This is a genomic window from Paenibacillus sp. MAHUQ-63, assembly GCF_028765165.1.
Lineage (GTDB): Bacteria > Bacillota > Bacilli > Paenibacillales > NBRC-103111 > Paenibacillus_E.
Map to the genome: position 1 here is coordinate 1734501 of NZ_JARADB010000001.1, position 14197 is coordinate 1748697.

13 protein-coding genes and 1 riboswitch are annotated in these 14197 nt (G+C 56.0%); of the genes, 4 read left to right on the forward strand and 9 right to left on the reverse strand.

Annotation, left to right across the window (positions count from 1 at the left end; all coding sequences use genetic code 11):
- Positions 1 to 158: 158 nt before the first annotated feature.
- Positions 159 to 329, forward strand: a complete 171-nt coding sequence (locus PUT07_RS07560; protein WP_274467218.1) for a hypothetical protein — start codon at positions 159 to 161, stop codon at positions 327 to 329.
- Positions 330 to 986: 657 nt separating this feature from the next.
- On the opposite strand, the gene PUT07_RS07565 is transcribed toward PUT07_RS07560, so the two are convergent.
- From PUT07_RS07565 to PUT07_RS07575, 3 genes are all read right to left on the reverse strand, one after another.
- Positions 987 to 1364: a DUF1284 domain-containing protein gene (locus PUT07_RS07565; RefSeq protein WP_274467219.1), complete on the reverse strand. Its 378-nt coding sequence runs from the start codon at positions 1362 to 1364 to the stop codon at positions 987 to 989.
- A gap of 56 nt (positions 1365 to 1420) precedes the next feature.
- Positions 1421 to 1987 (reverse strand): NUDIX hydrolase, encoded by a 567-nt coding sequence (locus tag PUT07_RS07570; protein WP_274467220.1) that lies wholly within the window; start codon positions 1985 to 1987, stop codon positions 1421 to 1423.
- A gap of 194 nt (positions 1988 to 2181) precedes the next feature.
- Entirely contained in the window at positions 2182 to 3594 is a 1413-nt protein-coding gene (locus PUT07_RS07575; protein WP_274467221.1) for a hypothetical protein, read from the reverse strand.
- Positions 3595 to 3774: 180 nt separating this feature from the next.
- Here PUT07_RS07575 and PUT07_RS07580 point away from each other — a divergent pair, with 180 nt between their 5' ends.
- Positions 3775 to 3990 (forward strand): hypothetical protein, encoded by a 216-nt coding sequence (locus PUT07_RS07580; RefSeq protein WP_274467222.1) that lies wholly within the window; start codon positions 3775 to 3777, stop codon positions 3988 to 3990.
- A 44-nt stretch (positions 3991 to 4034) separates the two neighbouring features.
- Here PUT07_RS07580 and PUT07_RS07585 read toward each other — a convergent pair whose 3' ends face one another.
- From PUT07_RS07585 to PUT07_RS07610, 6 genes are all read right to left on the reverse strand, one after another.
- Entirely contained in the window at positions 4035 to 4295 is a 261-nt protein-coding gene (locus tag PUT07_RS07585) for a YqkE family protein (RefSeq protein WP_274467223.1), read from the reverse strand.
- A gap of 56 nt (positions 4296 to 4351) precedes the next feature.
- Positions 4352 to 6187 carry an APC family permease gene (locus PUT07_RS07590; RefSeq protein ID WP_274467224.1) on the reverse strand — a complete coding sequence of 612 codons (1836 nt, stop codon included), beginning with the start codon at positions 6185 to 6187 and terminating at the stop codon, positions 4352 to 4354.
- A 98-nt stretch (positions 6188 to 6285) separates the two neighbouring features.
- A riboswitch (cyclic di-AMP (ydaO/yuaA leader) is annotated at positions 6286 to 6445 on the reverse strand.
- 187 nt (positions 6446 to 6632) lie between these two features.
- On the reverse strand, positions 6633 to 7865 hold the full coding sequence (locus tag PUT07_RS07595) for an NAD(P)/FAD-dependent oxidoreductase (RefSeq protein ID WP_274467226.1): 1233 nt from the start codon (positions 7863 to 7865) through the stop codon (positions 6633 to 6635).
- A gap of 431 nt (positions 7866 to 8296) precedes the next feature.
- Positions 8297 to 9076, reverse strand: coding sequence for an EcsC family protein (locus PUT07_RS07600; RefSeq protein WP_274467227.1), 780 nt, complete (start codon positions 9074 to 9076; stop codon positions 8297 to 8299).
- A 183-nt stretch (positions 9077 to 9259) separates the two neighbouring features.
- Positions 9260 to 10927, reverse strand: a complete 1668-nt coding sequence (locus PUT07_RS07605) for an ATP-binding cassette domain-containing protein (protein ID WP_274467228.1) — start codon at positions 10925 to 10927, stop codon at positions 9260 to 9262.
- Positions 10918 to 11763, reverse strand: coding sequence for an energy-coupling factor ABC transporter ATP-binding protein (locus PUT07_RS07610; protein ID WP_274467229.1), 846 nt, complete (start codon positions 11761 to 11763; stop codon positions 10918 to 10920). Before PUT07_RS07610 ends, PUT07_RS07605 begins: the two co-directional genes overlap by 10 nt.
- A gap of 126 nt (positions 11764 to 11889) precedes the next feature.
- Here PUT07_RS07610 and PUT07_RS07615 point away from each other — a divergent pair, with 126 nt between their 5' ends.
- Positions 11890 to 12492, forward strand: a complete 603-nt coding sequence (locus tag PUT07_RS07615) for a biotin transporter BioY (protein ID WP_274467230.1) — start codon at positions 11890 to 11892, stop codon at positions 12490 to 12492.
- A 204-nt stretch (positions 12493 to 12696) separates the two neighbouring features.
- The gene (locus PUT07_RS07620) at positions 12697 to 14169 is read left to right on the forward strand and encodes an S-layer homology domain-containing protein (RefSeq protein ID WP_274467231.1); all 1473 of its coding nucleotides are present in this window, start codon (positions 12697 to 12699) and stop codon (positions 14167 to 14169) included.
- Positions 14170 to 14197: the final 28 nt, after the last annotated feature.

Consider the following 14197-nt stretch of genomic DNA (forward strand, 5'->3'; position numbering starts at 1 on the left):
CGGACACGGGAGACCTTATTTGCCATTTTCGGGGCAAAATCGTGCCCCAAAAGGGCAAATAACCGCGCTGGTGTCCGTTAGAATCCAATTGCCGCCCAAAATCGGCAATTAGCGGCTGCTGTGTCCGTTAGCTGAGCGCGAGGGAGACCCGGCGCCGATTGCCAGTGCCGCTTCCGGGCTCAGGACATGGCTCCGTTCCCGGATCCCCGGGCTGCGCGGGCGCTGCCTCTTCGACCAGCGGCCTTGCGATGGCGCTTCGTCGCGATCCCGCGAATCTAACGGACACCACGGACGTTTTTGCCCTGGATTGCACCGTGCTCCGATTCTAACGGACACGGGAGACCTTATTTGCCGTTTTCGGGGCAAAATCGCGCCCCAAACGGGCAAATAACCGCGCTGGTGTCCGTTAGGATCCAATTGCCGCCCAAAACCGGCAAATAGCGGCTGCTGTGTCCGTTAGCTGGACGCGAGGGAGACTCGGCGCTGCCAGTGCCGCTGCCGGGCGTGAGGCACCGCGCTCTGACCGTCTGTGCCGTTGTGGACAAGGACATGAGTTCCGTTCCCGAGTCCCCGGGCTGCGCGGGCGCGTCCTCTTCGACCAGCGGCCTTGCGGTGGCGCTTCGCCGCGGTCCCGTGCATCTAACGGACACCACGGACGCTATTGCCCTGGATTGCGCCGTGTTCCGTTTCTAACGGACACTGGAGACCTTATTTGCCGTTTTCGGGGCAAAATCGTGCCCCAAACGGGCAAATAACCGCGCTGGTGTCCGTTAGAATCCAATTGCCGCCCAAAATCGGCAAATAGCGGCTGCTGTGTCCGTTAGCCGGGCGCGAGGGAGACCCGGCGCCGACTGCCAGTGTCGCTGCCGGACAAGGACACGGCTCCGTTCCCGTTTTCTTGCCCCGCTCCGCCTACCGGCACCACTCTCCGTTGCCTGCCCTGCTCCGCCTACCCGCGCCGCCCGCCGGTCCCCCTCCCGGCTGCACTACTCCCCAGCCCGCTTCACATCCGGCAGCTCGCCGCCCTCCCGGATGATGCGCACCCCATCGGCGCATACGCCGTAGGACTCCCAGCGGCATGTAGCACACAGGTGGCCGATATCCCCCGGCGTCACCTGCGCCGCCACCTTCCCGCAAACGGCGGACCAGCTCAGCTCCATGCCAGCCTGCAAGCCAAGCTTGGCAACGATTTCCGCATCGCGGTCATAGACCGTCCTGTTCTCGCAATGCGCGACCTGATCGGCGGGGAAAGCGGCGCACAGGTCGTCAGGTCCGAGCACGACGCGGATGACTGTCTCCGGGTGAGCCCGCAGCGTCTCGTAGACGCCGGTCATATTCTCGCAAAACTCTTTGGAATATCCCATCCCGCGATACCCTAACAAACACAGCAAATGATGCCCCCGCAGGCCGATCGGCTGCTTCATACTTTGGGAACACGGTACAAGCCGTAACCGTCCATCGAAACAATGGGCTCCTTATCTTCAACTAGGCCCGTCGACTTGGCGTGCAGCGCCACATCGATAAGCCACTTCGTAAAATCGGCCACCGGCAGCTCCTCCATCTCTTTCAAGCTATAGAAGCCGGCCGCATCCACCTCTACCCCGTCAGGCACTGGCTCGCCGCCGACATAATCCATTTCGAATGCGATGTATACATTATGAATGCTTCGAGGCAAATCACGCACCGCCACCAACCGCGAGACTTTGGCCGTAACTCCGCTCTCCTCCAGCACTTCACGCTCAATGGTGTCCTGGATCAGCTCATGCTGCTCGATATATCCGCCGGGATTCGTCCACCGGCCTTTACCCGGCTCTTGCGCTCTGCGTACGAGCAAAATTTTCTCGTCCCTGGTCACAAGCGCACCCACGCCAATACTATAGTTGCCCCAGTGGACAAACGTGCAAGCCGTGCAGGCTCTTCTCATCGTACCATCCACATCGCGAACTTCCATCGGTGAACCGCAGTTCATACAAAACTTAGCTTCCATTCGTCGTCTCATCCCCAACTTCGCATATTGTAAGTCAAGCTTACTGCTACTGATGGACGATAGGCAAGCCCGATCCCGTGCGTTCTCCGCTCTTGGGGAAGCTTGGAGACGATGGTTCCTGCACTTGTCTTGCATTCTCTCACGAATAAAAGCCTCTGAAGGGCTTCGGCAGCGAAGCCCCCAGAGGCGCTAATTCAGACCAAAAACATCGCCACAACCGTTGTCACCGCAAGACCGATGAGCACGGGCAGCAAATTCCGTCTCGCCAGCTCGAAGGGGCTGACACCGCAAATCGCCGCTGCCGGAATGAGCGCCCACGGGATCAAGGTGCCGCCGCCGACCCAGATGGCGGCCACTTGCCCGAGCGCGGTCAGCACCGCAGCGCCGGAACCGATCGCCGTTGCGAAGAGCTGTGCGATCGAGCCCGCGAGGGAGATGCCGGAGAAGCCGGAGCCGTCGAGGCCGGTAATCGCGCCGACGACGGTGAGCGTAACGGCGCCGATCGCGCCGTTGAGCGGTACAACGCCGGCAAGCGCGACGCCGAGGTCGTTCACGATGCCGTGCGAGCCTTCCGGCAGGATTTTGCCATAAAGCTCCGTGAACGCGGAGTCGCCGAGATAGAAGAAGGCGGCGATCGGGATCACGGGGCCGAATACTTTAAAGCCGAAAACGAAGCCTTCGATGAGGTAGGACGTCGTTTGCTCCAGCCCATGGCCCCGATGGGCGAGCAGTGTCACCCCGATAAGGATGAACACGGCGGTACCGCCCACCAGCGCTGTTGCGTCTCCCCCTTGCAAATTCAACACGAACATCGCGATGACGTCCAGTGCGAAAAGCACGGGAATGAAGACCGCGAGTATCCGGCGCAATTTCGGCGACAGACTGGCTTTGGCATCTTGGTCGGAAGACAGCAGCGAACCGCCGTCTCCTGTTCCGCTAGCCACCAAACCATCGCGCCAGGTGCCGTTTCTCATATCCCGGCGCATCATCCAGAAAGCGGTTACGGTCGTAACTAGACCCATGACGATCACAAGCGGCACGGAGGCTTCCATGACGGAGGTTACCGGCAGCCCCGCCGCATCCGCCGTCAGCTTAGGAGCTCCTTGAATAATGTAATCGCCGGAAAGGGCAATCCCGTGACCGAACAAGTTCATCGCCATCGCCGCCCCTAGGGCAGGCAATCCGACGCGCACCGCAACAGGCAGCAGCACCGCACCGATGAGCGCAACGCCCGGAGACGGCCAGAAGAACCAGGAGGTGATCATCATGATGATCCCGATTCCCCAGAACGCTAGTGCCGGCGTCCGCAGAAAACGGGTCAACGGCGCGACCATCGTTTCGTTAATGCCTGTGCGAATGAGCACCCGGCTCATCGCCACGATAATGGAAATAATCATGATTGTTCCCATCAACTCTTTGGTGGCATAGATAAAGCTGTTGAACACCCCTGAAACCGAACCGCTTAATGTCTCTGTCGCCAACAAACCGAGCGCAAAAATACCGACCACACAAATCATCGTGGTGTCTCTGCGCCTGATAAGAAGGGTTAGAATAAAACCAATAAATACTAAATACACCCAATGAATCGGCAATAATTGAATGTCCATCGGGATCACGCATCCTCTCTGCCCACGCAGCGTTTGGGAGTCAGTCCTGCTTCCTGAGAATGACTCTTTGGTGCTACATTGTATGCTGGGCGGAGTCTAGGCGTTCGTGGATTTCGGAGATTAGATGCACCTTGTGGTACAATGGAAGGATCCATTGAATCAGGGAGGGAGCATGCCAGGATGGCTAGAAATCAACGTTTGGTGACGGATACCGATTTTCAGGAGGCTGTGGAGAGAGGGGCCGTCGTCCGCGTGTTCAAAGACGATCATATCGTAGACTCGAATGCAGTCGTCCTGCGTTTTAGCGATAAGACCGTTGTATTGCAGACTCGTGTCGCCGATTTGGCCTATTATGACCGCGATGAATGCGAGTTTTTTGAGATGAAGAAACGGTAGCCTTTGCCTGCGCAATCAAAAAAGGAAGCACATCTCGTGCTTCCTCATTTGTGCTTTCTCCAATCCAGATTGCTCTTCTCGAGCAAATGGCCGAAGTCGTTCTCCAACCGCTTCTCTTCCGCCTTCCGCGCGGCTTCCGCTTCCGCTCTGGCCGCATCTTTGCGCGCCTGCTCCTCCGCTTTCATCTTGTCGGCTTGAGCTTTCAGACCCGCTACGACATCAGGGCTCAGCAAATCTTTGAGTGTCGCTGGTTTATCTTGCACGCCGGTCTCGGATGCGCCGGACGACCATTTCTTTTTCGCCATAAAAGGTTCACCTCTGTTCCTAATTCTGCATCAGCAATCCCTTTTATTGTACACCTCTACTCATGCAAATGATAGGGCACCGTCGCGACGACGATATCTTTGTCAGCTTGCAGCTTGGAGCGGATCCGTGCGGCGGACTGGTTGTGAAGCAGGCGATGCCACCACTTCTTGGGCATGAATTGCGGCAGGATAACCATGATCGATTGCTTTTCCGATACGTGCGTGTCAATCCGTTCAATGAACTCAGCCAGCGGCTTCAAAATGGTGCGGTAGCGCGACTTGAACACAACGAGCCGGACGCCGGGGTCCCATTTGTCCCATTTCTCCTGCATCGCTTCCTCTTCCTCATCCGAGAACGCCACGTAGAAGGCAATCACGTTCGGTGACAACGATTTGGCATAATTCAGAGACTGCGCAACCACGCGGTGAATGCCCGCGACAGGCACGATGATCAATGATTCCTTCGTACATACGCGCTCCTGTGTGATGTCGATACGCAGCTCTTTGGCCACGACATCGTAATGGTTGCTGATCTTGGTAATGCCCCATAGCAGCAGCGGCGTCACAAGAATGACAATCCACGCGCCTTCGCTGAATTTGGTTATGCAGAACACGATCAAGACGGCGAACGAGACGAGCCCGCCCAAGCCGTTGATGGCGAATTTGCCCAGCCAGCCGGCCGGACGCTCTCTGAACCATTTGCGGACCAGACCGCTCTGGGCCAGCGTGAACGACAAGAATACGCCAATCGCATAAAGAGGAATAAGTGCATCGGTTTTTCCTTTGAATATAATTAGCAAAATGCTTGCCAAAACGCCTAATGTGACAATCCCATAATGAAACGACAGCCGGTCTCCCCGGTAAGAGAACATGCGCGGGAAGTTTTTGTCCTGCGCCATGATGGACGCCAGTATCGGAAAGCCGTTGAAGCTCGTGTTCGCTGCCAGCACCAGAATCAGCATCGTGCCGATCTGCGTTGCATAATACATCGCCCCTCTGCCGAATGCCTGCTCCGTCACCATCGATAAAACCGATGTGTGGCCGTGCGGGTCGGGTGCGATCCCATAACCCAAGCTCAGCAAGGTGACACCTCCGAATATGACAGCCAGCAGCGTACCGAGCGAAGCCATCGTTTTCTTGGCGTTTTTCACGGAAGGCGTCCGGAAATGCGGCACCGCATCGGAAATCGCCTCAATCCCCGTGACCGCGGAGCAGCCGGAGGAGAACGCTTTGAGAATAACGAACAACGTTAATGAACTCGTCATGGAGCTGGGAACGATTTGGATCGGATGCGTATTCAACGAACCCGTCATCATATCGAAAATCCCTTTGCCGATAAGCAGCAAAATACACAAAATAAAAAAGTACGTCGGTATCGCGAATACCGTCCCCGACTCGGACGTCCCGCGCAAGTTCAGCCACACCATCAGCCAGACGAGAGCCAGCGCGATCGGGACGATATAGGGCACCGTAGACGGAAAGGCCGACGTAATCGCCTGCACGCCTGCCGAGATCGAAACCGCAACCGTCAACGTATAATCGATCAGCAAGGAAACGCCTGTGAGCCTGCCCCACATCATGCCCAGATTCTCCTTCGCCACCATGTAAGCCCCGCCTCCCATCGGGTAGGCTTCAATCACTTGGCGATAGCTGAGTACAAGCAGCATAATTAAGGCGATAATCGAGATCGCGATCGGCAGGGAGAAGGCAAATGCTGCGACCCCGACCGTCGCCAGCTCGAGCAAAATTTGCTCCGTACCGTAGGCCACGGACGACAGGGCATCGGACGAGAGGATCGGCAGCGCCTTCCACACCTGCATTTTTTCGGATTCCAGCTCATCGGACTTCAGCGGTTTACCGAACATAATCTTCTTCAATGAATCACTTGTCATGCTGCGAAATTCCCCCAAATAACCTGATTTCAACTTCAATGTCTGTTTTTGGACGCAAAAAAACACAAGGATAGACCTTGTGTTTGGGATCACATGTTCTCCTTTCTCACGATCGCTTACGAGGTTAGCTGCCGGGTTCGGGCTGCGAGAAAACTGCCCTAAAAGTTACGCCATGCCAGATGACGCGCACCTTATTCACCCCGTTGAAACCTGTGGTTCCCCCGCTTCTCCGGTTAGAGAATTAAGCGAAATATTCAACTGTATATTGTACGTTGTTGATACTACTCTCTTATCGAGACATAGTAAAGGATGGAATAAACCTAAAAAGGTCGACTCCATCCTCTCATTCATTTGATAATTCGCTTACAATTAATCTTATCTTTCATTTTCTTTGATTTTCAGGCGTATCGTCGGCGTACGTATATTTTTAGGTTTAAGGACCTAATTAATTTCTAACATGATGCTTACGCGTCGCTTGTTTTTGCTTGAATATCATTTTCTTCCACACAAGCGGGAGTCCGCCAATCAAGAACAGATAGCGGGCATCGATCAACTTTTTGAGGAAAGCGGCGAATTTGCCCTTCACTTTCTTCACCTTCAGAATCCCGACCGCATCGCCGCGGCCCAATGAAGCGACAGTTCCTTTGTAATCATAAGCAAAATGACGCAAGGGCTTTCCACGCAAGCTGTTGATTATATTTTTGGCCGTGTTGCAGCCTTGTTGGACCGCGATTTGGGCGTTCGCCGGGTAGGGCGTCCCTTCCGGACTCATCACAATCGAGCAGTCTCCCGTAATGAACACCTCCGGATACTGAATGGAGCGCAAATAGTCGTCTACCTTCACCCGGCCGCGCTGCACGTGAAAACCAGCCGCCTGGAGCAAGGAGTTTCCACGGACCCCACCCGACCAGATTACTGTTCCGGCACGGATGAATTCGCCGTCTCCGAGCAGGACGCCGTCCGGTTCGCATGCTTTGATCGCCGTTGACAATCTATACTGAACCCCTTTGCGCCGCATGACTTCCATGCCGTATTCCACCAGATCGTTCGGAAGTCCCGGCGGCAGCGCGGTAGGCGAAGCTTCCACATTCATGATTCTCACAAGCGAAGGATCGACATCGAACGTCTGGCAAAGCACGGGAATGCGGTCGGCCAACTCTCCGACGAATTCCGTCCCCGTGAAACCGGCTCCCCCCACAACGAAGGTCAAATATTCCTTATGCTTGGAGTCCAGTTTGTACTTCGCAAACATGTATTGAATATGCTGGCGAATGAATCGCACGCTGTTAATGCTGTTAATCGACATGGCGTGCTCGCGCAGCCCCGGGATCCCGAAGGTTTCCGTCTCACTTCCCAAACCTATCACCAGATAGTCGTAAGACAGGACATGGTCGGGAAGAACAATTTCCTTCTCCTCCAGCTTAATCTCTTGAACCGTCCCTTTCACGAACTGAATTTTCCGTTCATCGATCAAATCCTTGATCGCCACACGCGCATTCTCGTGATGATCGGTCCCGGCAGCCGGCATATGCAGATGGGTCGTCATGTAATGATAATCGTGCTTGTTCACCAGGGTAACGTCAGCTTCGTCCGCCTTGATCTGCTTCTGCAGTCGGATCGCCGTCACTAGTCCGCCGTAGCCTGCCCCCAGGATCACGACCTTCGGTTTCTTGTTCATACCATTCACTCCTCCGATTAACTCTTCTTTGCTCTATGAATAGATAGGCTGATGAAACGATGGACCAAACCTGCCGACCTGTGTTGGATGCGCGTTGGGTTAGGAATTCTCGTTCATTGGAGAAAATTGAATTGGATGGTATGGGACGAGTTAGGGTGAGTGCGGCAAGTTATTTGTGAAAAAAATCACATTCATGTTCGTGTTACGCGGCTGGTTTGGCTCTACTTAAAGTATATGGCTTTGCGTACGAAAAATCACCATAACTTTACCCAGCAGCATAAAAAGAAACATCCGCGGAGAAACGGACATGTGCGGCAGCTCTCTTCAACCTTAGCCGGCTAACGGACAGAGCAGCTGCTAGCTGGCAAATGGAGGCCAAGAGCTCTGTGGTCCGTTAGATTTGGCGAGAATGGCGGCTGTTGGACAGGCAATCAACGGCCGGGCTCGGGTCCCCCGCCGGCTCTTGCTTTATCCTGCAGCCGGCGCAGGCGATAGCTGTTCATGCCCGCCACGCCCAGCTCCTCCAGCAGGCCGAAATTCGCCCAAGCTCCTACAACGGCGCCTATGCCGGGGACAAGCTGAAGCATTTTGCGGAAATCGATCGTATCGCGGTACTCTTGCTGGAGCTGCAGCCAATCCACTTGATTCGTATAATCTTCAGCAGGCGGCAAAGAGCCGGCAACCGTATGCCAGTTCCGGATCGTCTCCAGCAGATCGGGCTTCTTCGGCGGACTGGAGAAGGCTAGCTGAAACACATACAGAATAAACAACCGCTCTCTGTAGTCCTTGGTTGAATAGCCATAAGCATGCGCCAGCTCAAACAAAAATTTGAGCTTAATGCCTATCAGAATCGGGAAATCGGCCAAGCCCAGCAAAATACCTCCAGCCCCCGTTCCCGCCCCCTCCGCGGCGGCGATTTTTTTGTACAGCGACAGCAGCTCCTCTGCCCGGGCATCGCACTCGGCCAAGGTTGCTCCCGTTAGCGGATCATTCTGAGGGATATAATTCATGCCGAACAAGGTCGTCTGGAACATGCCTTTGACCGTTGCAGTTATTGTTTTGTGCACTTTCTCCGGAATCAGCTTGTTAATATTCGTCGAAACGGATTTGGATGCTTTTTCGAGCAAATTGGGCGCTTTCTGCTGCCTCATTTCCCAGCGCTTCACTTGCCGCAGCATTTGCTGCTCATAGATGGTGTAAGCCGTATCCATCCCTACTCACCGCCGATCGTCGATATGTCTTAGTCAAAGTATAGTATACGCGAACGGTCGGCCTCAAGATGACAGGCGTCCTGCACTTTTGCTATGTAAGTGTAAGTGCAGTGTGAGCAGCGAACAGCCAGTCCGCCGCCACGCCAGTCCGAGAAAAAAGCAGCCCACTCCGTGAGCCGCTCCTCATAGCCATGACCGTGTCATCTGCAGCAGCGCAAACCCCAAAGCGCTCGCCGCGACCAGCAGCGTATCCCTGTTTTGCCAGCGCAGGGTGCTTTTTCGCTGCAGCTGCCGCTTGCCGTCGATTCGTTTCATTTCCATCGCTACGGTCATCTGCTCCGCTTTGTGGAACATGGCCAGCAGCAGCGGAACGACCAATGCAGGAACATCCCGCATCCGTACGGTTCCCGGGCGGATCGCCGCCTTGCCCCTGGCCCGGACGACCGCCGAGAAGCGCTGCCATTCCCGCATAATCAGCGGAATGAAGCGGAATATGAGCGAGACGGCCAAGGCGAACGACTCCACAGGCAGCTTCAGCCTGCGGAGAAAAGCCAAGGCCCAGTTCAGCCCCTGTACGAGCTGTCCATACGGGGTGGACACGGCCAACCAATAGCCGGCCATTAGGACAAGGAACAGCCGGGTGAGTGTGAACGCCGCGCCCCAGCCGCTCGCAAGCGAGAAGCCCAGCGGATAACCGCCGGACGCGGCTCTCCACTCCAGGCCGGCGAGCACGATCGAAATGAACATGAAGATCAAGAACGGCACGGCCACCTTCCAGCTGCCGCGGACCGCGGGGCGCGGCAGTCCGGCAAACGAGAGGCCCAGGAGCAGCCCCGCTGCCCCAAGGCCGCTCCACCCCGTCTGCTGCATCGTCCCGATGACGAGCAGCAGATAGAGCAGCCACTTGGCGCGGGGATCCCGCGCCAGCCAGGCTGCCTTCGCCGGCGCAGGCTCCTCGCGCGGCGCGCGCTCCGGCGCTGCCGCCTGCGGCGCCGGGGCCGCCATGGCGCTGCCGCGTTCGCGCAGCGCCCGCGCAATCGCCGGCACGGCCTGTGCCGGCGCCAGCAAGTCCGGCGCGATGGCGATGCCGTATCGCGCCAACGCCTGAGCGGCCTCCACACAGCTCGGGAGGCCGACACCCGCGCGCGCCAGCAGCTCCGGCGCGCGGCACAGCGCTTCCGGCGAGCCGTCGAAGACAAGCTCGCCGCGGTCCAGGACAAGGACACGGTCAGCCAGCGGCAGGAACGTGTCCAGATCATGCGTGGCGATGACGAAGCCGCCACGCGGTCTCCCGCGAATCAGGCGCACCAATTCGCGGACGGCCGCCGCCTCGAGGCCGGCGGTTGGCTCGTCCATAAGGAGCCAATCCGGCTCTGTGGCGAAGGTCGTAGCAAGCGCCAAACGGCGCTGCTCGCCGCCGCTCAGGCTGAAGGGCGACCGCTCTAGGGCGAAGACGCCGCGGGGATCGAGATCGGCACTGGCGGATCGCATGCGCCGCTCGCGTTCGGCAGCCGGCAGCCGGTATGGCCGCAAGGAGTAGGCAAACTCCTGACGGATACTGCCCGCAAACAATTGCTGCTCTGGGAATTGGAAAATGAGCCCTAGGCGGAGCAGATGCGCTTGGTCAACCTTCCTCTTGTGCCAGAGCGGCTGTCCATCCAGCAGGGCGGTCCCGGCAGCAGGTTCGAGAATGCCTCCCATAATCTGCAGCAAAGTGGATTTACCCGACCCGGTCCGCCCGATCAGAACGGTGACCGAACCGTCGGGAAGATCCAGGCTGATATCCTTCAACAGCGGATGATCGGCATTGTCGGGCGCACTAACCTGAACATGATGTAAGGTTAAGGGCATGCGTCCATCACCGCCTCAGCCAGTTCTTCCATACCCAAGGGCAGCCGCCGCAGCCTGCAGCCTTGCTGCAGCAGGCCGATCGCTGTCTTGACGACATAGGGCGAATCGAACCCCATTTCCATACATGGCGTTAGAACCGGCAAATCGCCCGCATTCTCCCCGTAAAAGAACGCCCGCGGCTCCCCGTCGAACGTAATCTTCCCGTCGCTGAATCCGACGATGCGCGTAGCATCGGCCGCTTCCTCCAGCCGGTGCGTGATCCAAACGATCGTCGTCCCCCGCTTATGCGCCTCGCGAACAGCTTGGCGCACTTCTTTCCTTGAGGCCGGGTCGAGCATCGCCGTCGGTTCATCCAGTACCAAAATTTCCGGCTGCACGGCCAGCGCCGCGGCCAGGTTCACGAGCTGCTTCTGTCCGCCCGACAGTGTGGCAAGCTGTCGCTCAAGCGAAAGCGATAAGCCGACGGCTGACAAGCTCTCCCGGTACCACGCATGGCGCTCCTCCTCGGACATCTCCTGCGCTGCCGGCAGGTAGTCCAGCTCCTCCATGATCGTATCGCCGACGAACTGCGCGTCAGGCAGCTGGAGTACGCCTCGGATATGCCTCGCTTCATTACGCAGCAGCTCTCCGCTTGAGAGCGGACTCAAGCCCAGCAGTACGCTGGCCAATGTGCTTTTGCCGCTGCCGTTAGGCCCGATAACCATCAACCATTCGCCTTTATAAATATTCAAATCGACATTCGACCATACCCGTCTGCCGCCTCCCGATTCCGTTCGATAGACGACGGCAGCCTGATGCAGCGAAGCCACGACTTCACGTTCTTCCTTCATTGCCATATGTAAAATGTTCCTTCCACTTTCCAAAAAGTTGTGCTATGATCTGAATAAAATTATATGTCAACCAATATTCCGGTATATTAGTTAACAATAATAACAATATCAGAAACAGGAGCGATGAACAATATGAAACTCACCTTGCGCGGCGTTGTTTTCAGTGCCCTATTTGCAGCTATTCTTGTTCTATTCAGCTTTGCGCAGATTTCTTTACCTTTCACACCTGTGCCCATTACCCTGCAAACTCTGGCGGTTATGCTCGCAGGAGGCTTGCTGGGAGCCCGCTATGGCTTTCTTAGTATGGCCCTTGTCGTCATCTTGACCGCTATCGGCTTCCCGATGCTTCATGGGAATGGCGGGTTAGGCGTCGTCCTCGGACCTACGGGCGGGTTCATTATGATTTGGCCGATATCCGCTATGCTCATCGGGATCATTTTGCCGCGTATTCGTGTACAGGGCTTTATGGGCTATGTAGCTGCGTTCCTCGTGCTTGAAATTTTCGGATCACTTGTTCTCTACCTGGCCGGCGTGCCTTGGTTGATGTACAAAGTGCCAAGCTATACGTTCGACAAAGCTATGGCCGCAGCCTGCTATCCGTTCTTATTGGGCGATGCGATCAAAGCTGTCGTCGCTGCACTCATTATCGCTCCGGTTCGGCAAGTTTTTCCGCCGGCCCGGCTTACCGGCTCCTCATCGCATAGCGTTGTACGCAATACCGACTTAAGCGTGTAACTTACGGCCTTACTGCCCATGCTTCGCGGGCGGTAAGGCTTTTTTTATACCATTTGCGAATTTTTACGATTTTGTAATGTGCGGGCCCTATTTTTTATTCGATTGTAATGCCCCAGCCTGTAAGCTAGTTCATGTAGACAACAGCACCGTAACTTCACGCTCTTTCCAAGAGCAACTACATTCTATCGAACAGGAGTGTTATAGATGACAACGAACAAAAAACTAGCCGCACTAACAATCACAGCAACCATCGGTTTGTCCGCGATATTGCCATTCAACGCGCTGGCCGCCAGCCCGTTCTCCGACTCCGCAAGCTCCGCCAAGGTACAAACGGCGATTGAACAGCTAGCTCAGCAGAACGTGCTGTCCGGTTATGAAGATCACAGCTTCCACCCTGAACAGGCCGTTACTCGCGCCGAAATTGCCAAAATGGTCACCTTGGCCTTGCATGTGAACGTAGACTCTGGAGCTGTATCCAAATTCGCAGACGTTGCGTCGGGAGACTGGTTCTATTCTTACGCTGCCGCTCTCGAAGCAGCCGGAGCTATTGAAGGGGCTAACGGACAATTCCAAGGCCGCAGCACCGTGTCGGGCGAGCAGCTCGCGAACATCGTAGCCAAAGTGCTGAAGGTTGACGCTGCCGCTATACGGCAATTGCCAAGCTTTGCTGCTTTGACAAGCAGCCCGATCACCCGCGGGGAGGCCGCACTGTTTGTATTTGAGGCGCAGCAATTAGCTTCTATTCATGTAACCAAACTGGAGGCATTGAATGCCATTACCCTGCAGGTTACCTTCTCCGCACCCCTTCCGGCAGCCGATTTGGAGCTTGATCAAGCGTCCAAAAACTTCGTTTTTGACAACGGTCTGGCCATCAATAACGTTCCTCGTTTGAAAACAGGCGCCACTTCGACATACATCGTTCCTGTGCCTACACAGAAAGCGGGTACGACTTACACGTTAACATATAAAGGCCAGCCTGCGGGCACATTCACTGCGAGCACGGAGAGAATTGCCTTGGACTCCACACAGCAGGTGTCCAACGATTCGTTCGAGGTTGAATCCCATCTCGCGGATGGCGTGGCTGACTACGGCTATGTCATTGCGGCTTACAGCAAAGGTCGTCCGGGCTCCTTCATCGTGGATGAAAGCAATACGTACAATGGCGTGACGTACCAAATTCTTTCTTCCATGCGTAACCGCGAGGTGCAAATTACACCGGAAGGCGGTACACCGATGACCGCCAAATATTTACCTTTCACACAAGCAACGGACGGCCGTCAAGCGCCTAAGTTCCTGCTGCCTGACGGGGCAACGTTCAAACCGGGCGTTACGTACACGGTTTCCGCCGATTGGGCGACTTTGAAGCATGCGACCTTCACCGCCAAAGACATCGCTCCACTGACGATTCAATCCGCCTCTGCTGTGGATGCGAAGACGATTAGCGTAACGCTCTCGCAAGATCCGCAGGATGAAATCTTCGTTTCACGCCGTGTAACGCTAACTGGAACTGACGGTTCCGTGCTGACGGCCGAATATACGCTGACTACGCGCAAAGGCGCTACCGGTACATTCGCTTTGCTGAATAACAGCGAGTTGGTGCCGGGCATGACCTACACCGTCGCTCCGGTGGGCAAGTGGGCCACAGCAACAAGCGTCAACCTGATTGCCGCTAAATAAAGCTTAGGCACAAGGAGTACCTTCTATA

Excerpts from the sequence above, each read along its gene's own strand:
- PUT07_RS07565 (WP_274467219.1), bottom strand. The coding sequence starts at position 1,364 with ATGGGATATTCCAAAGAGTTTTGCGAGAATATGACCGGCGTCTACGAG.
- PUT07_RS07570 (WP_274467220.1), bottom strand. The coding sequence starts at position 1,987 with ATGGAAGCTAAGTTTTGTATGAACTGCGGTTCACCGATGGAAGTTCGC.
- PUT07_RS07575 (WP_274467221.1), bottom strand. The coding sequence starts at position 3,594 with ATGGACATTCAATTATTGCCGATTCATTGGGTGTATTTAGTATTTATT.
- PUT07_RS07580 (WP_274467222.1), top strand. The coding sequence starts at position 3,775 with ATGGCTAGAAATCAACGTTTGGTGACGGATACCGATTTTCAGGAGGCT.
- PUT07_RS07585 (WP_274467223.1), bottom strand. The coding sequence starts at position 4,295 with ATGGCGAAAAAGAAATGGTCGTCCGGCGCATCCGAGACCGGCGTGCAA.
- PUT07_RS07590 (WP_274467224.1), bottom strand. The coding sequence starts at position 6,187 with ATGACAAGTGATTCATTGAAGAAGATTATGTTCGGTAAACCGCTGAAG.
- PUT07_RS07595 (WP_274467226.1), bottom strand. The coding sequence starts at position 7,865 with ATGAACAAGAAACCGAAGGTCGTGATCCTGGGGGCAGGCTACGGCGGA.
- PUT07_RS07600 (WP_274467227.1), bottom strand. The coding sequence starts at position 9,076 with ATGGATACGGCTTACACCATCTATGAGCAGCAAATGCTGCGGCAAGTG.
- PUT07_RS07605 (WP_274467228.1), bottom strand. The coding sequence starts at position 10,927 with ATGCCCTTAACCTTACATCATGTTCAGGTTAGTGCGCCCGACAATGCC.
- PUT07_RS07610 (WP_274467229.1), bottom strand. The coding sequence starts at position 11,763 with ATGGCAATGAAGGAAGAACGTGAAGTCGTGGCTTCGCTGCATCAGGCT.
- PUT07_RS07615 (WP_274467230.1), top strand. The coding sequence starts at position 11,890 with ATGAAACTCACCTTGCGCGGCGTTGTTTTCAGTGCCCTATTTGCAGCT.
- PUT07_RS07620 (WP_274467231.1), top strand. The coding sequence starts at position 12,697 with ATGACAACGAACAAAAAACTAGCCGCACTAACAATCACAGCAACCATC.